Raw genomic sequence first — 23,779 nt, 5'->3', positions numbered from 1 at the left:
GATGATTCCTTAGCTCAGCTGGTAGAGCACAACACTTTTAATGTTGGGGTCCTGGGTTCGAACCCCAGAGGGATCACAAAAAAACCACCAAATATATTTGGTGGTTTTTTGTATACTTTACATTTCGATTACTGAAACACTTCATTCAGAACTTTTTCTAACTGAAAAAATGTTTGCGGAACAGCAACTACTTTTAAAGAAGGATCTAATATAAACATGCTTGGAGTAAGATGAATACTAAATTGACTGGCTACGCTCCCATTCAAGCCATCAGTATCACAAGCATTAATCCACGAAAAATCCTTATACGAAATTGTTTGTCTCCAAAAATCCAGGTTATTATCAAGAGATACCGCAACAATTTCCAGCCCCAATTCTTTATATAAATAATACAATTGAGATATCTTAGTAAGTAATTCCACACTATGTTTACATGATCCTGACCACACAATAAATAAAGTTAACTCGCTATTTACATCGCTCAAAGATTGAAATCTACCATCTAATGAGTGGTACAAGGCAACATCGGGTGCCTGCCATCCTTTTTTTATGTTTTTGGCATTGGCAATTCTGTTTCTTATAATTCTACTATTCAACACATATTCACAGGTATTTAAAACCCGGTAAGCTTCGGCAACAATATAATATACTTGCGGATATTTCTCTTCAGGATATCTGTTAAACAAATAATTTGCCAGATATTTTTGTGATCCCGGATCTAACTCTGTTAACCAAAATAAATTGCCAAGAAGTTCTTTTATCTTCTTATAATTTCCGTTTTTAATAAGCTCATTCAACTTAATTACTTTTAAATACTTTCCTATTTTTTCATAATAAACCGGTGTTCCTACCAATAAAGTATCGCTAAAAGCAAAATAGTCGAAAAAGTGTTTTAAATAATATTCATCGGCTTTATTGGCTTTCAATTTTATATCGGGAACCAACTCTTGCTGAGCTAAAGCAAAACGAGCGGACCACGAATCGATATTACTCCCCCATAAATCTTTCAGAAAACTTCTTTTTTCTTTTTTAAGCTGTTTAAACTCGGCATACTTATCTTTGTATAAAGTATCCTTAACATTTTGTTTCTCTAGGTCGGCATGAAGCTTATAAATAGATTTGTTTAGCAAATTTAATTCCGATAAATAGTACTGATATTGATTGTTCTCATCATTTTCTGCAAAACTTAACTCCCCATTTCCTATACTTCCCGTTAAAGTAAAATCGAAATTATTATCCATAATTCTAATATCAATACTTCCCATTTCTCCAGCTATCCGATAAAAACCAAACTTGCCATTCCACGAAAACTTTAACTCCCCAACTGTATTAACTGTAGCACTATCTACAACATATACACCACCTTCGTCGCCACTTAAAAGCAAAAAATTATCATTTATATAATCAACCATTTTAGCTTTCAAGCTCATTTGCGACTGTCCAAATCCTAACTGAGCAAATAATAAGAATACAAGAACCAATAATCTTCCGCACATATCAATAATACAATTAAATAATTATTCCTTTAAAGATACATAAAAGTACTGATTCTAATTTTGCAACACAATCTATAACCCTTAGAATATTTCTTAAAAAAACAGTTCTAAAATCGACAATCACTTTTAAAGATTTAAATTTTTCAGTACTTTAGAGTTTTCGATTCCTTAGCTCAGCTGGTAGAGCACAACACTTTTAATGTTGGGGTCCTGGGTTCGAACCCCAGAGGGATCACAAACAAAAGAGTTTCCAAAAGTTGGAACTCTTTTTTTGCATAGAACTTTACTAAAACAAGTTTGTTCTATCCTAAAAACTGAGTGAATAAAACAGAATTTTCTCACAAATTAGAAACCCATCAATTTTTCTTCGATATTTTTCCCATACACCTATTATTTTCATTACTAACATTATCGGCACTAATTATAAACATCCTACTACTTTTTATTATATTTAATGTGATAAATAACACAAACAGATGCAACGCATGCTTTCTGCAATCGTCATTACAATAGAAATTGATTAATGAGCTCACTGTACCGAAACATTCACCAGGATTTAATTGAGCTTTGCGGAAAAAATGACGCCAAAGCACAATTTAAAATTTACAAGCTTTATTATAAAGCGATGTACAACTCATCTTTACGAATTGTTAAAGATGAGTGTGAAGCCGAAGATATTATGCAGGAAGCATTTTTATCGGCCTTTAAAAATCTGGAAAAATACAAAGGAGAAGTTAGTTTTGGTGCCTGGTTAAAGAAAATTGTTATTAATCGCTCATTGGATAGTTTAAAAAAGAGAAAACTGGAATTGTTTCCCTTAGAAAATGAACTATATAAACTTAAAGATACTGAAGCAGAATATAAGCTGGAAGACAATTCGCAACAAATTGAAGAAATAAAAAATGCTATAAACCTGCTACCAACAGGTTACCGAATAATACTAAGTCTGTATTTACTTGAAGGCTACGATCATGAAGAAATTGCTTCTGTTTTAGATATTAATGCATCTACATCGCGATCGCAATTTTTAAGAGCCAAGAAAAAATTAATTCAGATTTTAGAAGATAAAAAAACCAAGAAATTGCTGTAAACCAAACTCTCACTATTATTGATTTTTAAATTGATAATTGCGAACAAAAGGTTACATACAACAGTACATTTAAAATTTGTATGTATGAAAAATTTAGAACATATTTTTAAAGATCATAAAGAAGAATTTGATGATTATGAGCCAAACGAAGCTCATTTCAAAAATTTTCTTTCAAAAGTTAATCAAAATCAAAAAAAGAAAACCGTCTTTATGACTTCAAACTTTTTTAAAGTGGCGGTAATCCTTATTTTTGTGATCCTTTCGGGGATTACAGGCTATCAGATTCGTAACATGCAAAATAATCAGATTAGCTTAGGTACAATATCTCCCGAATATCAGGAAGTTGAATTATTTTATACTTCTAATATCGATAATCAGTTAAAAATGATTTATAAAATGGGTACTTTCGATAAATCCATACATCAAAACATTTTAGCTGAAGAATTAAAAGATATGGACGAAAAATACAATCAGCTAAAAACAGAATTAAAATTGCATCCTGATGATGATAGAATAATAGAAGCTATGATTGAATATTATCAGGTAAAAACTAATATTTTAAATCGAATTATCGAACAATTATATCAGGTTAGAAAACAAACAAAAACGAACTTAAACGTTTCGGCATAAAATCAAATAAGAATATTACAATAAAAAAACTATAAACCGATGAAGACATTTAAATTTAAACTTTCGGCTCTTTTACTTGTTTTGTTAATTGCTTTAGGTAGCAATGTGTATGCAATTGACGAATACGAAAAAGAAATAAAAGAAGTTTTCGCTAGTAAGCTAGGAACAAGCTTAAACATTCATAGCAAATACGGCGATATTGATATTAAAAACTGGGAAAAGGATTCTGTTTCGATAAAAGTAATTATCACTATAGAAACTACCAGCGAAGAAAAAGCTAAATCTTTATTTAATAATATTGATGTTAAAATGAATAAATCGGACAATTCGATTTCTGCAGTAACCGAAATGTCGCACAAATTTAAAACAGGAAAAAAATTCAAAATCGATTATGAAATTTTTATGCCTGCATATATTCAACTTGATATTTCAAACAAATTTGGAGATATATTTATTAGTAAGCTGCGAGCAAAAGCGAACATAAATCTAAGCTATGGAAATCTTCGTGGAGAAAGTTTCTTTTACCCTGAAGAAAAACCAGTTAGCACCATTAACTTATCTTATGCTAAAGCATCCATTGATGAATGTAACAGAACAAAACTAAGCCTAAAATATTCGAAAATGAATATTGGCACTAGTAAAGCACTAATTGTTGTTAGCCGTTACTCAAAATTACATTTAGATAATAATGAAACTGTTATTGCCGATTCCAAATACGACGCTTTTAATGTTGTTAACACAAATACATTTATTGTAAACATGGGACAATATTCCGATTTTAGAATTGAAAATGTAAACACAAATCTGGAATTGAACCTTCGTTACGGAAATTGTAAAATTGATAATGTTTCGAAAGACTTTAAATCTATTGTGGTTGACAATCAGTATGTAGCCAGTAAAATTGCAATTGAAGAAGGAGCCTCGTATTCGCTCGAAGCTGAAACAAAATATTGCGGTATTAACTACCCCGATAATGCTCAGGTAATTCAGAAGATTGTTGACAATTCTGAAACTTTGCTAAAAGTTATTGTTGGTAATTCCAGCGAGACTCAGGGAAAAGTTAAAATTAACAGTCAATATGGCAACGTAAGTTTACGATAATAAAATTTCAAAAACAGACACCTCTTTCAAATCCTGAGAGAGGTTTTTTTATGTTTTTTTCACTACTATTATTAAAAAATCATAATTAAATCGCTACAGATAATTCATATTATTGTAATTTTACACCTTAAATAATAACAAAGCTAAAATGACTGTTGCTGAAAAAATAAACGCCCTGCGTTTTTTAATGAATGAAAAAAATATTCATGCTTACATTATAACCAGTTCGGACCCGCACATGAGCGAATATGTTCCTGAAAGATGGACAAGCCGACAATGGATTTCCGGCTTTACAGGTTCGGCAGGAACAGTTGTAATTACTGAAAACAATGCAGGATTGTGGACTGATTCCAGATATTTTCTACAGGCTGAAAATCAATTAAAAGACAGTAATATTACCCTTTTTAAAATGGGTACGGCAAACACCCCATCGCCTTTCGAATGGCTAGCTCAAGAACTACCCGTTGATGCAAATGTAGGTTTCGACGGCACTTGCTTTTCGGTTACCCAAACCCGAGATTTAAAGCACAAACTTGGCAATCTGGATATTCACATAATTGAAGAATTTGATTTAATTGGAGAAATTTGGAAAAACAGACCTGCACTCCCTAATGGAGTTATTTTCGATCATGAATTAAAATATTCAGGTAATACCCGTTATGCAAAGCTTACCAAAATCCGTAAAGAGATGGCAGCTTCAGATTGTAATTACCATTTTGTGGGTAGTATGGACGATGTTGCCTGGATTTTTAACTTAAGAGGAAGCGATGTAGACTACAATCCACTTGCTTTAGCTTATGGAGTAATTGGTAAAGAATCGGCAACAGTTTACCTAAAGGCCGAAACTGTTTCTCATTCTTTTACTCAAAGCTTAAAGGAAGATGGAATTTCTATAGCCCATTACGATCAAATATTTAATGATTTGGAAGAAATTCCAGGATCGGCAAATGTAATGCTAGATTCGAACAGAACAAATTTGCGCGCTTTTAATTCTATTTCGGCAAACATTATTGAGAAAGAAAATCCTTCGCAGCTATTAAAAAGCTTGAAAAACGAAGTAGAAATAAAAGGAATGAAAAATGCCATGAAAAAAGATGGTATTGCTCTAACTCATTTCTATTACTGGCTGGAAGAAAATCTTGGTAAAACAAAAATTACCGAATTTACGGTAATGGAAAAATTAAAAGAATTCCGCTCGCAGCAAGAAGATTTTAAAGGAGAAAGTTTTGGAACCATTTGTGGATATAAAGATCATGGAGCACATCCACACTACTCTACAACGCAAGAAAGTAATGTTGAAATTAAACCGGAAGGAATGCTCTTAATTGATTCGGGAGCTCAATTTTTAGATGGCACAACCGATATTACAAGAACAATTCCTTTAGGAGATTTAAACGAAGAAGAAAAATTAGATTTTACTCTTGTATTAAAAGGAATGATCCAATTGGCAATGGCCGTTTTTCCTGTAGGCACCCGTGGCTGTAATTTAGACATTTTGGCGCGTATGGATTTGTGGAAAAACTACAGAAATTTTGGTCATGGTACCGGACATGGTGTTGGCTGTTTTTTAAATGTACACGAAGGCCCACAAAGCATTCGTCAGGAGCTTAAGGATCAGGCCATAATGGCAGGAATGATTACCTCTAACGAACCCGGTTTATATCGTGTTGGAAAATATGGAATCCGTCACGAAAACCTGATTCTTTGTAAGAAAGCTGAATCGTCGGAATTTGGTGACTTTCTTAATTTTGAAACCATTACCCTTTGCCATTTCGAGACAAAAGGCATAAATACCGATATTTTAAGCCCCAACGAAAAAATTTGGCTAAATAATTATCACCAAAAAGTTTACGATATTCTTTCTCCCGAATTAGATGAGAAACACAAAGCATGGTTAAGAAATAAAACCAAAGCAATATAGACATAAAAACGCCTCGAAATTCGAGGCGTTTTTCTTATGAGTAAATGGTAGCTACAATTTTTCTTTTACCCCCTCTGTTTCGAAACTCACACAAATACACCCCCTGCCATGTTCCTAAATTTAATCGCCCCTTACTAATTGGAATTGATAAATCTGGACCTATTAAAGAAGCTTTTATATGGGCAGGCATATCATCCGAACCTTCAAAAACATGAGTATAATAATCTTCATTTTCGGGCACTAAATTATTCATAATCGACTCAAAATCATCACGCACCGAAGGATCGGCATTCTCATTAATACTAAGAGCTGCCGAAGTATGTTTTATAAATAAATTTAAGATTCCTACTCCCGGTAAATTAGGCAATTGCCTTTCAATTTCGGAGTCGATTAAATGATAACCTCTTGGATAGGCTGGTAATGTTATTTCTATTTGCTGTATCATTAATTGGTGCTATGTTTTCTGCTAAAATTAATAGAACAACTAAATTAGGGAATAGTACAAATAATAGCAAGACATTTAAAATTAAAGCTATGGTTTGTGCAGCAAACTTATGCAAAAAATTCACGCTTTTGAATTCTGTTTTCGATGGTCATCTAATTCAAAAATTCAAAAGCGGGAACCGCATTATTCTCTATCTGATATTTATTAATGTCTTATTCTTACTTTTAAATTAACATCTTCTTTTTCAAACACTTCCTTTACATGCGCAATCATTTGATTTTCGGTTAAATGATCTTCCGATTCTATTTTACGTATTCGTTCATTTAAATTTGGATATTTATTCAAATATTTTGCCAAATGCACTTTTGTTTCTGCAGGTCCAAAAAGATAAATTTCCTCAGCATCTTTTAAACAATTTGTAATACTCTCAAAATATTGTTTAAATTGATGTCTGCGTCGGTGAGTCATCCTCTTAGCAGGATTTATAAACTGATTTCCCATTCTTGAATATGCTTTTGTTTCTCCTTTAAAGCGCACTCTGGTTTCAACTTCCGATTCAATTACTTCAACAGTACTTTCTCCATTTTTAAGCGTAATAATGTAGGCTTTTTCGGTGTCCAACCAAACTCCAATGTTTTTTTTCATCTTCGTCTCCTTTAAATAAATAGATTCTAAAAAATTAAAACGAAAGGTTTAATTTTCGATAAGATAATGAGAGGAATATATCCAACTTTCGCGCGAAGTTCATTAATACATATTTCATGTTTTACACAAATTATTTAAACGTAAATTTACAATGTCTTCTAATAGTTGAATCTAAATTAAATTTACGAATTATTCCATCCGTTGTCAAGCACAAAGTCACAAATAAATAATTATTCATATCAAAATTAATCAACGATTTACAAGTAAAATAAAGAGTATCTTTACGTTCATAATATTAGATAACAAAATAAGCTACTCTCCTACAAATAAGTCTATAAAAGCTCATAAACTTTAGACAAGCAAATAAAAAAAAAGGGACTCAAAAACTGAATCCCATAGAACATATTCACCTACAATATTTTTCAGCTGATCCTAAGACAGCAGAATCAACTTTACTTATCAATATATTTAACAATTTTATTGAACAATTTTAAATCTTTTCTGCATAAAAATAAAACAAGCATCATCAATGGCATTGCAAACAACATTGTAAGCTTGTAGTTTAACATTCTCTTCCCCCTCAACCATTGCAGGATTTGGCACATCAAACACTGACAATTCCGGATTTCCAGGAAATTCCGGTAATTTTTCAGAAAATCCCTTATCAAAACACAAAACAAAATCGAATGTATCTTCATTCAAATCAGATAATAATTTTGATTTATATTCTGGAATATCCATTACCGCTTCGGCCATTGCTTTTTGAGCTAAAATGCTAATGGATCCTTTATTTATACCTGCACTATACACTTTTAAATGCTTTTTACCATAGTAATTTAGCCACTTCTCTGCCATCTGAGAACGAGCTTCATTTTTATCACTTATTATCAATAATTTTTTCACTATAAGTTCACTTTAAATTTTATCTGACAAATGTATAAAACAATCACATTAAAAAATGAATGCAAAAATAACAGCATACAAATTGCTGATGAGCAATTACCTTGTAAATTAAAAAACTCAAACTCAGCAGAAATAACTATTTAAGCAATATAGATAGAAGCTAAATACTTGCTTTAGTAGAATAGTTTTCAACCTCACTGAACACACGCATAAAATTACCACCCCAAATTTTATGTATGTCTTCAATTGTATAATCTCTTTTCAGCAATTCTTTTGTTATATTCATCATCTGACTAGCATCGGCACAATCTTTAAGACCTCCTCCACCGTCAAAATCAGTTCCTATTCCTACGAAATCTATTCCAATTAAATTTACAATATGATCGATATGATTTACCGCATCAGCAACAGTAGGTTTTTCTTTTGGATAATCAGCCTGCATTTGTCTCCATTCTGCCCAAATTTCAGCTTCCTCTTCTTTGCTCATCTTACCTGCATTTCTATAGCGCTCTCTAAGTTCTAATTCTTTTTTGTAGCGCTCCGAATTCTTATCTGGAGCTTTCACATAATCATCCAGAATACACATTTGAATTACCCCACCATTTTTGGCAAGTGCTAACAACATATCATCGTTTAAATTTCTTGGATTATTGCATATTGCACGAGCGCAGGAATGAGAAGCAATAACAGGTGTTTTACTTAATTTCAGAACATCATAAAAGGAACTATCCGAAATATGAGAAACATCAACTAAAATTCCCAAACGATTCATTTCCTTAAGCACCTGAGTTCCAAAATCGCTTAATCCATTAAACTCTGGCCCAAAACGGTCGGTTGAAGAATCACAAATATCATTATTCAAAGTATGACATAAAGTAATGTATCGCACTCCTCTTTTGTAGTACCTCTCTATTTCAGATAAATCAGTACCGATAGGAAAACCATTTTCCATACCAATATAAATGGCTCTTTTTCCTTGTTTTTCAATTTCATACCCATCCGAAACGCTTGTTGCAACCTTTGCCAGTTCCGGATATTTTTTACACGCAGCATAAATCGAATCGATCAATTCATCCGCCTTATTTTTAGCTGCCAAAATATTCTCCCGGGTTCTTTCTCGCTGCGAAGTAAAAGCTGCAAAAAAGATTCCATCCAATCCGCCAGCTTTCATTCTGGGAAAATCAACGCAAGATCCGCCTGGTTTATAATCATGATAAGCGCCAATATCAAAAGTAGAATCTAACAAATGATAAGGAGTATCTACATGAGTATCGATGGTAAATGCATGGTTATGAATTTTAGCTACTTTTTGCTCCATAGTCTGACACGATGAAAAAGAAAGAAAAGCCAAAAGAGCTAGATTTACTAAGTCAATTTTTAAGGAAAATAGTTTCATATTAAGTACAGTTTTTCAGGATTAGAATGGTAAAGATAATTGTCTTATTTTAATAATAGATTATAAGTTGCTCTTATAAATTTTATGCAAACTATTCTTTATTTTTCAAATTGCTTTGTATATTGTTGTTTTCGATAATTTCGGATTTAAAAACAATGCTAACATCCAAACTGCACCGATAAATTATGGTTCAATCAATTTCGCGATTCATTATAATAATATTATTAATATTCCCTATTCTATTAAAAGCCCAAAACACCAGAACTCTAAAAGGTCAAATTATCGATTCAGAAAATAATTCCATTGCCGGAGCCTACATTAAAATAGAAAATACACCATTAATTACCAATAGCGACAGTCTAGGTCGATTCTCGTTTAAGCTGCCTAATAAAAAAGAATTTACAATTCAGGTTTCTCATGTTAGTTATATCGACTTTGCAAAAAGCTATACTATTAAAAGCAGAGAGTTTAAAAACATAATTATAAAACTAAGCCTCAAGAAAGAACAAATTGGAGAAGTTAAAATTGAAGCTAATCAAAACATTCGAAATAAAACTACAGGAATAAGTACTAAACATTTGAATCAAATTCCGGTAAGTAGTAGCGGTGCTGTTGAGCAATTAATTAAAAGTTTGCCCGGTGTTAGTTCAAACAACGAATTAAGCTCTCAATATTCGGTTAGAGGAGGTAATTTCGATGAAAATTTAGTGTACATAAACGAAATTGAAATTTATCGTCCTAATTTAATAAGATCAGGTCAGCAGGAAGGTTTAAGTATTATTAATCCTGATTTGGTTTCCTCTATTCAATTTTCCTCTGGCGGATTTGATGCAAAATATGGAGATAAGATGTCTTCTGTGTTAGATGTGAAATACAAAACACCCAATAAATTTGAAGCATCAACAGAGATAAGCATGCTTGGTGCATCGGCTCATCTGGGAAATAAAAGTAAAAACAGTAAGCTTTCGTATATCGCAGGAATGCGCTATAAAACCAATCGATACTTACTACAATCATTAGATACTAAAGGTGAATACGAACCTAATTTTACCGATTTCCAGGCCTTAGTAAACTATCGCTTTAACTCTTCGCTTAGTCTGCACTTATGGGCAAATTTAAGCGAAAATAAATATCAATTCAGACCAGATAACAGAAACACCTCTTTTGGAACAATTAGCAATGCTCTTCAACTGGATATTTATTTCGACGGACAGGAAAAAGATGAATATAAAACAAATACTCAAGCTTTTACACTAAAATATCACCCGAACTCAAATTCTCTAATTCGCTTAATAGGAAGTAGATATGAGACTAGCGAAGAAGAAAAGTTTGATATTATGGGTCAGTATTACCTAAGTGATTTATTTGTATCTCAAGGAGGAAATCAAGATGAAAGTATCGAAAACTTAGGCATTGGTACATTTATCGATCATGCCAGAAATAGACTCGAAAAAGATGTTTACACCATAGATATAAAGGGAGACCATTCGATAAATAATTTATTTATTCAATGGGGAATTGGTGCTAAATCTGAAAGGGTTGATGATGAAATTAACGAATGGCAATATCAGGATTCGGCAGGTTATTCTATGCCGGTTTCGACATCGGATGTATTACTTGCTTACTCGCGAAATGCAAACAATAAAATAGATAACAAACATTTAAAAACATTTGTTCAAGCTACACAGGTATTAAATACCAGCAAAGGAGAATTACAAATTACCGGCGGACTAAGATATCATTATTGGGATTACACTGAAAAAGGAATTTTCTCTCCCCGTGCTTCGATAAATTACATTCCTAAATGGAAAAACAAAGTTAAATTCCGTTTAGCGGCCGGATCTTACCAACAAATTCCTTCCTACCGCGAAATGTTAATGATTGATGGAAATATTAGCGACAGATTAAACATACAAAAATCGATTCATTATGTTTTGGGACAAGAATATTACTTTAAAGCCTGGAACCGGGCTTTTAAATTTTCAAGCGAGATTTACTATAAAGATTTAACTTCGGTAACACCTTATGATATTGAAAATGTTCGAATTCGCTACTATGGCGACAAAAAAGCCAAAGGATATGCAACAGGATTAGACCTTAGAATTAATGGCGAATTTGTTCCCGGAACCGAATCGTGGGCGAGTTTATCTCTAATGAAAACCGAAGAAAATATTTATGGAGATAAACTATCCTACATTCCTCGTCCGAGCGATCAAAGCTTTAATTTTTCAATGTTCTTTCAGGATTATTTACCAAACAATCCATCTTATAAAATGCATTTAAGTCTTTTTTACGGAGGCAGACTTCCGGTTTGGAGTCCTAAAAAAGGTAAGAATGGCGGATCGTTCAGAATACCAAACTACCGACGAATAGATTTGGGTTTTTCGAAAGTTCTTGTCGATGAGGATACACAAAAACAAGGCTTATTAAAACATTTTAAATCGATGTGGATTGGACTTGAAATATTTAACGTGCTAGATATCAACAATACCGTTTCCTATTTATGGATAAAAGACATTTCCAATAATCAGTATGCAATTCCAAATTATTTAACCGGACAAAAAATAAACTTAAAGTTAAGTGCGAAATTTTAAGGAAAAGACTTTATTTCAATTCACTTTTTACCTATTTTGCTAATCTTTATAAGCACATTATTATGTCATTTCAATTTCTGCATCCTCAATATCTTTGGTTTTTATTACTACTTCTGATTCCTATACTTATTCATCTTTTTAATTTTAAAAGATTCACTAAGATATATTTCAGTAATCTGCGCTTTCTTAAGACGCTTGAAACTGAGCATAAAAAAAAATCAAAACTTAAAAAACTGCTTATTTTATTATTAAGATTGCTTGCGTTAAGCTGCATAATAATTGCATTTGCTCAACCTTTTATTCCTAATAATTTAAAACAGAATAAAAAAAATCAGAAAAACGAAAGTGTAAATATTTATATTGATAATTCGTTTAGTATGAACGCAAATACCGAAGAGGGAAATGCTTTAGAAATAGCTAAAAATAAAGCTTTTGAACTGATTAAATCAGTAAACAATTCTACTAAAATACGAATATACAACAACGACATAACATACTTTTCCAGCAGTTTAACTAAAAATCAGGCAATTGCGAGAGTACAGGAAATACAACCATCTCCTACAGTTATAAACCTATCGGAACAATTAAAAAATATAGAAATAGATAATAAAGAAGAATCTATAGATGTATTTATTCTATCTGATTTTCAGAAATACCAAAGTGATTTTGAAAATTTAAAAACAGATAGCTTAACAAAGCTATTCTTAATTCCATTAAAAATAGAAACAGTTAGTAATTTACTTCTTGACACTTGCTGGTTCGAAAAACCTTACACTCAAGCTAAAACAGTTCAGGAATTATTAGTTAAAATAAAAAATAATTCTGAACAGGACTTTCAAAAAATCCCTGTTCAGCTAAGTATTAACGATAGCATAAAAGCAATAGCCTCTGTCGATATTAAGTCTAAATCAAAAGAAATCGTAAAATTAAAATATACGAATCCTAAAAAAGGAATCTGTAAAGCTAAAGTTCAAATAAGTGATTATCCAATTACTTACGATAACAGTTTGTACTTTTCTTATAAAATTGATAAAAAAGCCAGTATTTTGGTTATTAATCAGCATTCCGAAAATCCGTACATCAACAATTTATTGAGTAGTAAAGAAGAATTTTTACTGACTAATGTTCTAAAATCCAAGCTATTTAATGAAAATCTAAACAAATATCAATTACTTATTTTAAATGAGATAAATGTTATCGAAAGCGGTTTAAAACAAAATTTAAAAGAATATTTGAACAAAGGAGGTAATATTCTTTTTGTTCCGGGAGAAAAAATAGACAACTCGCTTAATTCATTTTTAAGCGATATTTCTGCCTTAAAATACATGCAAATTGATTCGAGTCAGCAAAGATTATCTGATATAGAACAAAACTCGGAAATTTACAAAGATGTATTTAAAAAGATGGATAAAAATGCTCGCTTACCAGATATTTTCAAGCATTATAAACTATTTCCTGCTAAAAACAAATTAGCTGAAACAATTTGGACTTCGGCTGGTAAGGATATTCTTTTTTCAAAACAATCTTACGGAACAGGAAATTTTTATCAGTTAAGTATAAATCTAAATTCCAAATGGACCAATCTTATTACGCATCCAATTTTTATTCCCAGCATCATTAATCTAACAAAAAACACCAACACTTCTGCTAACTTATATTTTCAAACAGGCAAAAATAATACTATCGAGATTCAACAAAATACAATTCACACAAACGATGAGCCCATTCATATTATAAACTCAAACACAGATATTATTCCCCAACAATTTACCAGATCAAATCAAAACAGTATTCTGCATACAAAAAGTCAGATAAAATACGCGGGCAACTACAGTATCATTCGGAAAGATTCTCTCATTCAAACCTGTTCCTTTAATCATTCCAGAAACGAATCGAATACTGAATATTACTCCTTTGCAGAAATTAAGGACAAAATAAACCATACTAAAGGCAATGTGAGTGTAGTTTCACCTTCAAAAATAAAGCTCTCTACAGTTTATCATGAACAAAGAGAAACTACGCAAATTTGGAGAATATTTATTCTGTTATGCATAGTGTTTTTTATTACAGAAGGAATTATTCAAAGAAATAGAATATAATTCATAAGATAATAATACCATATAAACCAATACAACAGATAGTTAATATTAATAAAATATACATAAATCATAAAACAACTAGTCTTATAAAATTTATTGTAAATGTATATATACTATTTAATAGTTAAGCAATTGTAAAATACAAACAGTAAACACACTTATAAAGCAAACTAAAATCCACTGATTTTAAGCAACTTGGTTAATTTCGACAATATATTTCTCTTTGTTAAATTTTTAAAATAGTAAGTAGGCATCTTTATTAATCAGTCCTGTAAAAAACATATTTTTCAAACGTTCATTTCTTCCTACTCAAAAAAAACATTCACAAATACATTTTTTCCAGAACAACCCATTATAAATCTCCATTTTACAAGGATCCCAACAATTTACTTACATTCCGTCTTAATCATAAGCATAACAAGAGATAAAAAGTGTATTTATGATAAAAGTCAGGATTTTATTTTTTTTATTATCTGCATCGATTTTTTCTTTAAAACGTATGGAAAATCGAAAAATAATTACAAAATTGGCATATCAAATTTAAAAGATTTAATCCTAATAAATAAACCTTATAAATATTGTAATTATGACTAACACTTTAACAATGACAGCAAAAGACTACATGGATAAAGAGTCTAAGTTCGGAGCTCACAACTATCATCCACTTCCTGTAGTTTTAGAACGCGGAGAAGGCGTTTATGTATGGGATACAGATGGGAAAAAATATTTCGATTTCCTTTCGGCTTATTCTGCCGTTAATCAAGGACATTGTCATCCAAAAATTATTAAGGCCTTAACTGATCAAGCACAAAAACTAACCCTAACCTCTCGTGCTTTTTACAGTAACAATCTTGGTAAATACGAAGAATTTGTTACCAATTATTTTGGATACGATAAGGTACTACCGATGAATACTGGTGCCGAAGCCGACGAAACAGCACTTAAACTTGTTCGCCGCTGGGGTTACGATGTTAAAGGCATTCCTGACAATGAAGCAAAAATTATTGTATGCGACGGAAACTTCCATGGTCGTACAATTACCATTATCTCAATGTCTACCGATCCGGATTCATACAAAGGTTTTGGTCCTTACACTCCTGGTTTTGTTGTAATACCTTATAACGATGTTGAAGCGCTGGAAAAAGAGTTAAAAGACCCTAATGTATGTGCATTTCTTGTGGAACCTATACAAGGAGAAGCTGGTGTATACGTTCCTGGCGATGGATTCCTAAAAAAAGCTTATGATCTTTGTAAGGCAAACAATGTATTGTTCGTAGCCGACGAAGTACAAACAGGTATTGCAAGAACCGGTAAATTGCTGGCAGTCGATCATGAAGGTGTTCGCCCTGATGTGTTAATTTTAGGAAAAGCAATTTCGGGTGGTGTTGTTCCTGTTTCGGCAGTTTTAGCAGACAATGAAATTATGCTTTGCATAAAACCTGGCGAGCATGGTTCTACTTTTGGTGGTAACCCTATTGCCTGCGAAGTTGCAATGGCTGCTTTAAATGTTATAAAAGACGAAAAATTAGCCGAAAATGCCGAAGCAATGGGTAAAATCTTCCGTGAAGAATTAAATGCCGTTAAATCGGATATGATTGAATTGGTTCGTGGTAAAGGTTTATTAAATGCAATTGTTATAAAACCAAAAGGTGGCAAAACTGCATGGGATGTATGTATGCGCTTGCGCGATAATGGTCTTTTGGCTAAACCAACTCATGGTCATATTATTCGTTTTGCACCTCCTTTGGTAATTAACGAAGAGCAATTGCGCCAGGCTATTGATATTATTAAGAAAACAATGGCTGAGTTCGAATAGTATAAATTCATATAATTTTAAAGGGGCAATTTCAAACTGAAATTGCCCCTTCTTAAATCAATTACTATTTATTTCGTGATAATCAGTTTTGTTCTAATCACCTTATCGGGATATTGAATTGTCAAGAAATAAAATCCCCCGGCCATATCTTTTAAATCGAACTCCAATCGTTCCGAACTAAAATGCTTTTTAATTTCCTTAGACATCACAATTTTTCCTGCCGAATTAAATATTCTTAAAATTCCATCCTCATCCATCGCAGAAATCTCAACAAAGAAATCGCCCCTATTAGGATTTGGATACACCACCAATTTATTTTCAACATTCAAATCATCAATTCCCGTGGTAATAAATATTTGCTGGGACTTTTTACTATCTGGACAAGCAACATTCGAAGCCGTAAGACTTACCACATAACCACTTCCTTCCGCACTTTCGAGTACATAAGAGTGCGAAACCTCAAACTCACTACTAAGTATGCCATCTCCAAAATCCCAAAGTATAGAACTTGCATTTACACTTAAATTGGTAAAATGTACCTGGTTATAATCTATTTCGAAACTAAAATCAGCTACTGGAGGTTCTATAGGACTCACACTTACCGCATTGGAATATTGTGTAGCAAAACCTGATTTACTAACCATTGCACGGTAAATTTCATTCTTAACAATCTCACTAGTTACAAGTAATTCAGAATTTTCACCATCAAGATCCTCATATTTATCATCGAGCTCATTATAAATTTGCCACTGAATGTCTCCATCGAAACCAACAAGCGTAATATTCGATTTTGCGCCATAACATACCAGTTCAGGATTAGCATTTGCCTCACCTGCCCTATTGGTTTTTGGTTCGGGAATTGTAAATGTTTGCGACATTTTCGAAATTAGTCCTGTCCCTTCAAATTCCATTTTAGCATTCCGCACTTCCATTTCACTTGTAGCTGCCAAATCCACAAATATAATCTCTCCATTTACAGCAACTTGTGTTAATGTTCCAGATAAAGTCCATTCTCCCAAATCGGCTTTACGAACTGTTACTGGCGATTCACTATCGGTATCACACATATTTCTGTACTGATCCTGAATTACCAACTGAGGCTGTCTTATAAATTCACCTCCATTTGTAGTTGGTGGCGATGGTTCCTTAGAAATTACTAAATATTTAGATTTCCCATGATGAATAGGCTGCTCAAATCTTGTGGTATCGTAACTTCCAGAATAAACATACATAGAATCTACTCCATATTGCTGTAAAATAGAAGTTACCGAAGGATCGAAAGAAATTTGTCCTGGAACAGAAATATCATAATTCCCTTCCAAACTCCTAATTCCATATCTGATATCAAAAATTTGTTCTCTCCACGATTTATTATCTGTAAAAGTAACCACAAACTGTTCATCTACATTTGCATTGGCTGCAGGCGTAATAATTGGAGCAAGAGGCCTTACAATATCGAAACTATCCGATACTACATTTGGTAAATTCTCCGATGTAAATAACAAGCGCGCACCAATTACAAGATCTTCACTCGATGCGGTTAAATTGGTAAATTGTACAACCCCTTCGGTCGAGCTTATGGTTTTTTCTCCGCCTAAATCCCACTGTTCTGAATTGTTGTTATCCGATTCATCGGAATATTTTTCAACCAACACCTGCGTTGTATTATCAGTTTCACAATTATTCTTATACTGATCCTGCAACTGTATTTTAGGCTGTAAAGATAAAGTATCACCATTATTTTCCGGACCTAACGGCTGATCTACAATTAGCATTTCGGTGGTTACACCATGACCTATAAATTGTTCAACTCTAGCATCGGCATAAGCATTTGCATAAACAACAATGGTATCAGTTCTTGCAATCTGAAGAATAGAATCTTTTTGCGGATAAAAAGTTATTTTTCCAGCCTCAATCAAATAAGCTGTATCTGCTAATGTTTCTCCAGCATAGCTTACTGCAGAAATAGAATCTCTCCAGCTGGAATTATCACTTGTCTGAATACTAAACTGTTCATCAACAGTAACATTCTCGGCTGCTATAAGTTCAATTACAGGTACAGGAATGGCAAACAAATTAGAAATCACACTATCGGCAGCAAAATAAAATTGCAAATAAGCCGAATCAATTGCTATCTCGCTGCTTGCTACCAGGTCGGTAAAATCAACCAGACCTTCTGCCGACTGAACTTCTAATGCTCCGCTCAAATCCCAGGCTTTGTTATCATATTTTTCAACATTTACTAGAGTTGAATTATCAGTAATACAATCATTTAAATACTGATCTACCAACTTTAATTCTGGCTGATTGGCTAAAGAATCCCCATTACTTTCGGGAGCTGTAGGTTGAACCAATATCAATAAACTATCCGCTATTCCATGTTGAATATCCTGCTGCACAGTATCATGTGAAAATCCTCTCGACTGCACTATAATCTCAAAACTTCCACTCTTTTGTAAAAATGATGAAGCAGAAGGAATTAACTCCAACTCTCCCACTTGTGAAAAATTATAACTCTCGATAGGCAAAATACTATCTTTAACTGTAACAACATTAATACGATTTCGCCAAACCGAATCTTCTGCAAAAGTAATTTTAAACGGCTTATCGACTGTAGCACTGGCTGCAGCTGTTAAAACAGGTGGAAGTGCTACATCAGGAATATCAAAAACATCGGAAACTACCGCATCTAAATCTGCAGAATTAAACAAAATTTGAGCACCTGTTACCGGAGCTGTTGAATAAGCCGACAAATCTTCGAATGTAACAAGTCCATTTACTGCAGTTTTTTCCACTGTTCCATCTAGAGTCCACTCTCCAGTATCATTTCTGGATACAATAATTGTTTTCTCATTATCGGTATCACATAAATTAGAATACTGATCGTAAAATTCTAATGCTGGCTGTTGTTCTAGCAAATCTCCATTTGCAATAGGTGCTAAAGGTTGCTGCGTAATTAACATACTGGCTGTAAGCCCATGCCCCACTGTTTGTTCAACACTAGCATCGCTATATCCTAATGCTTTAAACACAATATTAAAGACCCCAGATGTTTGAAGCAAAATCTCCTCTGAAACATGAAATATAATTTTCTCAGATTCTATATCGTAAGCCGTGTCGGGTAAGGTATCTCCCTGGTAAGTAATCATTGTAATTTCAGATGCCCATGAATCATCTCCACCTCTAATATCAACCTCAAAATCAGCATCTACAGTAGCATCTACCTGAGCGGTTAAACTCGGAGGATTCTGCAAATTAGGAATATCAAACGGATCAGAATCGACGGAAATAATTCCCTCTCCTGTAAATGTTAAATAAGCACCTGTAACTGCATCTGTACTTGAAGCAGATAAACTGCGATAATTAATTACACCATCGCTTACAGCCTGCAAGGTATCTCCTTCCAGAATCCAATCAGATTCATCTCCCTTAATTACCAACACTTCATAAGTACTTTCTGTATCACAATTGTTATTGTACTGATCTTTAAGGGAAATTTTAGGTTGTAAATCTAATACTCCACCATTTACCAAAGGTGCGGTAGGTTGAGTTTCAATTAATAAAGTATCAGGCTGACCATGTTTAATTTCCTGATTAAGAGTAGCATTTTCGTAGCCCCTAGAAAAAATAACTAACTCTTTTGTATCAGCAAGTTGCAGGATCACATCCTGAGCAGGATCAAATACAATTTTTCCTGCCTGGCTCTTATCATAGGCATTATCTGGCAAAATATTTCCTGCATAGGAAACAGAATCGATATTCCCCTGCCATTCCGAATTTTCAGAAGAAGTAACATCGAATGGTGAATCAACAGTAGCATTTGCCGATGCAATTAAAGAGGGTGCAACCAGAGGTGCCGGAATTATAAACGTATCAGATTCCTGGTTTGTTAGTCCTGTACCGGAAAATGTAATTGTTGCATCACTTAGCATAACCGTACTTCCGGCAGTAAGATCGTCATAAGATGCAACTCCATTTGTTACCTTTAAAGAATCTGTACCTTCAAGATCCCAGCTTCCTCCACTTGCATTTGCATTTATAATTGTTAGATTATTGGTAGTACAATCATTATTGTACTGATCCTGTATTTTCACTTCTGGTTGAGTTTTCAGTAAATCTCCATTCTTATCTGGCCCTTCTGGCTGACTTGTTATTACGATACCTGTAGCTACTCCATGATCTATGTTCTGTTGAATCGAGTCTTTTAAAAAAGATGATGAACTAATAAAAATATAATCATCAGCTGAAGTTTGCAAAGCGATATCTTCGGCAGGCTTAAATGTAATTTTTCCTGCCTCTGTTGTATCATAAGCCGTAGTTGACAATACAGCATTTCCATATTTTATTTCAGTAATTTGAGTTCTCCAATCTACATTATCTGTAAAAGTAATTTCAAAATCTGCATCAACAGTAACATCAGTTGCTGCAGTAAGAACAGGAGCTGCATTCAAATCAGGAATATCAAAAGCATTCGAATTAACAGTTGTTAAATCAGTAGCCGAAAAACTTATAAAAGCTCCGGTCACTGGGCCATTGCTACCTGCTGTTAAATCAGTATAACTTACCGATCCATTTGCTGCAGTTTTGGTCACTGTTCCTCCAAGGCTCCATTCATTTGGATCTCCCTTAGCTGCGGTAATCTTAATTGCATTCTCATTAATACAATCATTTCCATACTGGTCTCGCAATGTAAGACCGGGCTGAGTTGCCAAAACTCCTCCATTTTCTGCAGGCGATGCTGGCTGCAAAACAATTACCATTTCGCTTGCTGCACCATGCTTTATTTCCTGAGGCACACTTGCTGTTTCATAAGTGCTGGCATAAACTCTTATAGTATCTAATCCTGATAGTTGTAAATCAGCATCTTTCGATGGATCAAAAATAATTTTCTCCTGCTGCGTATTATTATAGGCATCCCCAGAAATTAGACTTCTTCCATAAGTAATTGAATCAATAGCCGACCGCCATGAAGGATTATTTGCAAAAGTTACCTCAAAGGTATTGTCAACCGTAGCGTCTGATGCTGCAAACAATGTTGGTGATATTTCCAATGCAGGTACAGTAAATACATCAGTTACAACATTGTCAAGTGAAGAAGATGAAAATGTTATGCTAGCATCTGTAATTTCACTATCGCTACTAGCTATTAAATCGGTAAAGTTAAATTCTCCATCTACTGCTGTTAAGTTAATTGTTCCGGAAATGTTCCAATCTCCTCCGGAAGCTTCAGCAGAAATAATTGCAGTTGAATTTGAAGTACAAACATTAGAATACTGATCGTACAACTGAACAACAGGCTGAGTATCCAAAACACTTCCGTTTGCTGTTGGTCCCACTGGCTGTGTTTTTATATATAAACTTGAAACCAAACCGTGTCCGATATTCTGAAAAATCTTAGCATCAGAATATCCACTGGCAATAAAAGTTAAAGTATCGGATCCGGCATCCTGTAAAGTAGAAGATTCTGTAGGTTTTAATGTAATTCTTCCTTCCTCACCTGTATCGTAAGCTAATGCAGGTAAAGAAGCTCCACCATACTTAACATCAGTAATCTTATCACGCCAAGTAGCATCATCGGTAAACTCAATAAAGAAATCATTATCAACCGTTGCATCTGAAGATGACGATAAAACAGGAGAATCATTTACCGGAATATCAAAAGATTCAGAACTAACATCTTCAAAACTACCTGATGATATTGTAAGGTAGGCTTCACTTACAGCAACATCACTAGTAGCACTCAAATCGATATACGCAAAAACCCCACCTGTTAGAGTTTGATTCGGCGAACCTCCCAATGTCCAATCTTCGGAATCACCCTTAACTACTGATATTATAGTTACATTATCACCTGTACAATTATTTCCATACTGATCGAGACTTCTCACCTCTGGCTGAATTGCCAAAAGTCCACCATTTTGACTCGGCGCGGTTGGCTGTTTAGAAAAATAAATAGAATCAGGAACTCCATGGCCAATTGTTTGAGATATTGCCACAGTAGGAGTAAATCCATCAGCTGATATAACAATATCTCCACTGCCTGCCACCTGAAGAATTGTAGATTTAAATGGATCAAAAGTTATCTGATTAACGACTGTTGTATCATAGGCAGTAGCCTCTATTGTATTTCCATCATAAGTAATACTTGAAATCTTACTATGCCATGATTGTATATCAGTAAATGTAATTACAAATGTACCATCCACAGTTGCATCTGCATCAGCAGTTAAATCAGGTGGTGAATTCAAAGCTAAATTGAATGTTGCTGAACTAACACCAGTCAGGCCGGATGCTGTAAAAGAAATATAAGCATTTTCAACTACCTGTGTACTTGAGGCTGCTAAATCTGAATAAGATAAAACACCCGAAATAACGGTTCCGGTTAAGCCTCCCAATAATTTCCACGTAGCAGGATCATTTTCTTCTGCTGTTATTGATATCGAATTATTGTTACTACAAATATTATCATATTGATCTCTAACACTAACAACAGGCTGATCCTGAAAAAGATCTCCATTATTTAGCGGAGCTACAGGCTCTAGGTCCATAGCCAAGTGGGTAGCTACTCCATGACCTAATATCTGAGAAACGCTTGCATCACTATATCCATCTACTGAAATAATGATATTTGCAGTTTGTGCTTTTTGTAAGGAAGAATGTTCTGAAGGTTTAAAAAGTATTTTATTGCTTGTTGAATTAATTGTATACGCAATTGCAGGCACCTCAATCCCATCAAAGGTAATACTCAACGATTCTGAAGACTCCCAATCTACTAATTCACCATAAGATATTTCAAAATCATTATCAACAGTAGCACCCGATGCCGCTGTTAGATCAGGAGGAGTATTTAATTCTAAATTAAAATTAGAAGATGTAACACCTGTAAGATCTGTTGCGGAAAAACTAATGTTTCCACCCGTAATTTCCACATTACTACTAGCTGTAAGACCACTAAAGGTTAAGGTTCCAAAATTGGCATCCTGAGCTAATGTACCGCCAAGAATCCAGCTTCCAGCATCTGCTTTAGCAGCTGTTATTGTTCTGGCTCCGTCTGATGCACATAAATTACCATACTGATCCAAAATATCAATCTCTGGTTGTGGATCAAACTCCTCGCCATTAATAGAAGGTGCAATTGCTTGTGTTTTCATTGCCAACTGACTTGCAACTCCATGTGCAATAGTCTGGATAACGGATGCATTATCATAACCATCAACCTCAATAATTAAGGTTTTTTCACCTACTTTTTGTAAGACCGATTTACCTCCACCTGGTTTAAGTGTAAGCGTATTGTTCTCATAATCGAAATCATAATCATCACCTACAGTTAAAGTAGTATCAGAAATAGTTACAATTTTAGGTGGGGAAACAACATTCTCCCATTCTACAATGTCTGTGAATAATATTACAATATCAGAATCAACTGTGGTATCAGCATCTGCCGTTAAATCTGGAGGTGTATTTTGAGCAAATAAAATAAGTGTGGAAAATACCCATAGGTATCCCAGGAGTAAAATTTTTTTCATAACATAGGACTTTAGGTAACTAACAGGTTTATTCAACCAAAGCACATACCAAACTCCCTATACTACTGTCTGAATGAATTTTAACAAAAACATAAAATACAATACATCTCTACGAAA

The 23,779-nt window shown here is 33.6% G+C and carries 13 protein-coding genes, 2 tRNA genes and 1 pseudogene; 10 read left to right on the top strand and 6 right to left on the bottom strand.

Annotated features, from left to right (window positions below; all coding sequences use genetic code 11):
• The first annotated feature begins 3 nt into the window (after positions 1-3).
• Positions 4-76 (top strand) — tRNA-Lys (locus ACT3CE_RS07645).
• A 52-nt stretch (positions 77-128) separates the two neighbouring features.
• On the opposite strand, the gene ACT3CE_RS07640 is transcribed toward ACT3CE_RS07645, so the two are convergent.
• Entirely contained in the window at positions 129-1,496 is a 1,368-nt protein-coding gene (locus ACT3CE_RS07640) for a thioredoxin-like domain-containing protein (protein ID WP_444709169.1), read from the bottom strand.
• A gap of 162 nt (positions 1,497-1,658) precedes the next feature.
• On the opposite strand from ACT3CE_RS07640, the gene ACT3CE_RS07635 reads away from it, so the two are divergent.
• The 5 genes from ACT3CE_RS07635 (at position 1,659) to ACT3CE_RS07615 (ending at position 6,238) form a co-directional block, all read left to right on the top strand.
• Positions 1,659-1,731, top strand: a tRNA-Lys gene (locus ACT3CE_RS07635).
• A 288-nt stretch (positions 1,732-2,019) separates the two neighbouring features.
• A complete protein-coding gene (locus ACT3CE_RS07630) occupies positions 2,020-2,586 on the top strand; it encodes an RNA polymerase sigma factor (protein WP_444709168.1) in 567 nt (188 codons plus the stop codon).
• An 84-nt stretch (positions 2,587-2,670) separates the two neighbouring features.
• The gene (locus ACT3CE_RS07625) at positions 2,671-3,216 is read left to right on the top strand and encodes a hypothetical protein (protein ID WP_444709167.1); all 546 of its coding nucleotides are present in this window, start codon (positions 2,671-2,673) and stop codon (positions 3,214-3,216) included.
• 39 nt (positions 3,217-3,255) lie between these two features.
• The gene (locus ACT3CE_RS07620; RefSeq protein ID WP_444709166.1) at positions 3,256-4,317 is read left to right on the top strand and encodes a hypothetical protein; all 1,062 of its coding nucleotides are present in this window, start codon (positions 3,256-3,258) and stop codon (positions 4,315-4,317) included.
• 148 nt (positions 4,318-4,465) lie between these two features.
• Positions 4,466-6,238 (top strand): aminopeptidase P family protein, encoded by a 1,773-nt coding sequence (locus tag ACT3CE_RS07615; RefSeq protein WP_444709165.1) that lies wholly within the window; start codon positions 4,466-4,468, stop codon positions 6,236-6,238.
• Positions 6,239-6,272: 34 nt separating this feature from the next.
• On the opposite strand, the gene ACT3CE_RS07610 is transcribed toward ACT3CE_RS07615, so the two are convergent.
• From ACT3CE_RS07610 to ACT3CE_RS07595, 4 genes are all read right to left on the bottom strand, one after another.
• On the bottom strand, positions 6,273-6,683 hold the full coding sequence (locus tag ACT3CE_RS07610) for a secondary thiamine-phosphate synthase enzyme YjbQ (protein ID WP_444709164.1): 411 nt from the start codon (positions 6,681-6,683) through the stop codon (positions 6,273-6,275).
• 204 nt (positions 6,684-6,887) lie between these two features.
• Positions 6,888-7,328: a hypothetical protein gene (locus tag ACT3CE_RS07605; RefSeq protein ID WP_444709163.1), complete on the bottom strand. Its 441-nt coding sequence runs from the start codon at positions 7,326-7,328 to the stop codon at positions 6,888-6,890.
• Between the two features lie 477 nt (positions 7,329-7,805).
• Complete coding sequence (locus ACT3CE_RS07600) at positions 7,806-8,231, bottom strand: arsenate reductase/protein-tyrosine-phosphatase family protein (RefSeq protein WP_444709162.1); 426 nt, start codon at positions 8,229-8,231, stop codon at positions 7,806-7,808.
• Between the two features lie 160 nt (positions 8,232-8,391).
• Complete coding sequence (locus tag ACT3CE_RS07595) at positions 8,392-9,627, bottom strand: dipeptidase (protein ID WP_444709161.1); 1,236 nt, start codon at positions 9,625-9,627, stop codon at positions 8,392-8,394.
• Positions 9,628-9,812: 185 nt separating this feature from the next.
• On the opposite strand from ACT3CE_RS07595, the gene ACT3CE_RS07590 reads away from it, so the two are divergent.
• The 4 genes and pseudogenes from ACT3CE_RS07590 (at position 9,813) to rocD (ending at position 16,136) form a co-directional block, all read left to right on the top strand.
• The gene (locus ACT3CE_RS07590) at positions 9,813-12,221 is read left to right on the top strand and encodes a TonB-dependent receptor (protein WP_444709160.1); all 2,409 of its coding nucleotides are present in this window, start codon (positions 9,813-9,815) and stop codon (positions 12,219-12,221) included.
• A 62-nt stretch (positions 12,222-12,283) separates the two neighbouring features.
• Positions 12,284-12,517, top strand: a pseudogene (locus ACT3CE_RS07585) (BatA domain-containing protein); the annotation flags it as partial.
• An 81-nt stretch (positions 12,518-12,598) separates the two neighbouring features.
• Positions 12,599-14,320 carry a hypothetical protein gene (locus ACT3CE_RS07580; protein WP_444709177.1) on the top strand — a complete coding sequence of 574 codons (1,722 nt, stop codon included), beginning with the start codon at positions 12,599-12,601 and terminating at the stop codon, positions 14,318-14,320.
• Between the two features lie 586 nt (positions 14,321-14,906).
• A complete protein-coding gene (gene rocD / locus ACT3CE_RS07575; RefSeq protein ID WP_444709159.1) occupies positions 14,907-16,136 on the top strand; it encodes an ornithine--oxo-acid transaminase in 1,230 nt (409 codons plus the stop codon).
• Between the two features lie 68 nt (positions 16,137-16,204).
• Here rocD and ACT3CE_RS07570 read toward each other — a convergent pair whose 3' ends face one another.
• A complete protein-coding gene (locus tag ACT3CE_RS07570; protein WP_444709158.1) occupies positions 16,205-23,662 on the bottom strand; it encodes a hemoblobin-interacting domain-containing protein in 7,458 nt (2,485 codons plus the stop codon).
• Positions 23,663-23,779: the final 117 nt, after the last annotated feature.

It is taken from the genome of Marinifilum sp. RC60d5, from assembly GCF_052400665.1.
Lineage (GTDB): Bacteria > Bacteroidota > Bacteroidia > Bacteroidales > Marinifilaceae > JBQTGK01.
The sequence above is the reverse complement of the archived record's forward strand: the minus strand, read 5'-3'. Positions and strand labels throughout refer to the sequence as shown.

Coding starts and splice junctions, on each gene's coding strand:
- ACT3CE_RS07580 (WP_444709177.1), top strand. CDS start 12,599: ATGAACGCAAATACCGAAGAGGGAAATGCTTTAGAAATAGCTAAAAAT.
- ACT3CE_RS07570 (WP_444709158.1), bottom strand. CDS start 23,662: ATGAAAAAAATTTTACTCCTGGGATACCTATGGGTATTTTCCACACTT.
- ACT3CE_RS07625 (WP_444709167.1), top strand. CDS start 2,671: ATGAAAAATTTAGAACATATTTTTAAAGATCATAAAGAAGAATTTGAT.
- ACT3CE_RS07590 (WP_444709160.1), top strand. CDS start 9,813: ATGGTTCAATCAATTTCGCGATTCATTATAATAATATTATTAATATTC.
- ACT3CE_RS07595 (WP_444709161.1), bottom strand. CDS start 9,627: ATGAAACTATTTTCCTTAAAAATTGACTTAGTAAATCTAGCTCTTTTG.
- ACT3CE_RS07620 (WP_444709166.1), top strand. CDS start 3,256: ATGAAGACATTTAAATTTAAACTTTCGGCTCTTTTACTTGTTTTGTTA.
- rocD (WP_444709159.1), top strand. CDS start 14,907: ATGACTAACACTTTAACAATGACAGCAAAAGACTACATGGATAAAGAG.
- ACT3CE_RS07615 (WP_444709165.1), top strand. CDS start 4,466: ATGACTGTTGCTGAAAAAATAAACGCCCTGCGTTTTTTAATGAATGAA.
- ACT3CE_RS07640 (WP_444709169.1), bottom strand. CDS start 1,496: ATGTGCGGAAGATTATTGGTTCTTGTATTCTTATTATTTGCTCAGTTA.
- ACT3CE_RS07610 (WP_444709164.1), bottom strand. CDS start 6,683: ATGATACAGCAAATAGAAATAACATTACCAGCCTATCCAAGAGGTTAT.
- ACT3CE_RS07605 (WP_444709163.1), bottom strand. CDS start 7,328: ATGAAAAAAAACATTGGAGTTTGGTTGGACACCGAAAAAGCCTACATT.
- ACT3CE_RS07630 (WP_444709168.1), top strand. CDS start 2,020: ATGAGCTCACTGTACCGAAACATTCACCAGGATTTAATTGAGCTTTGC.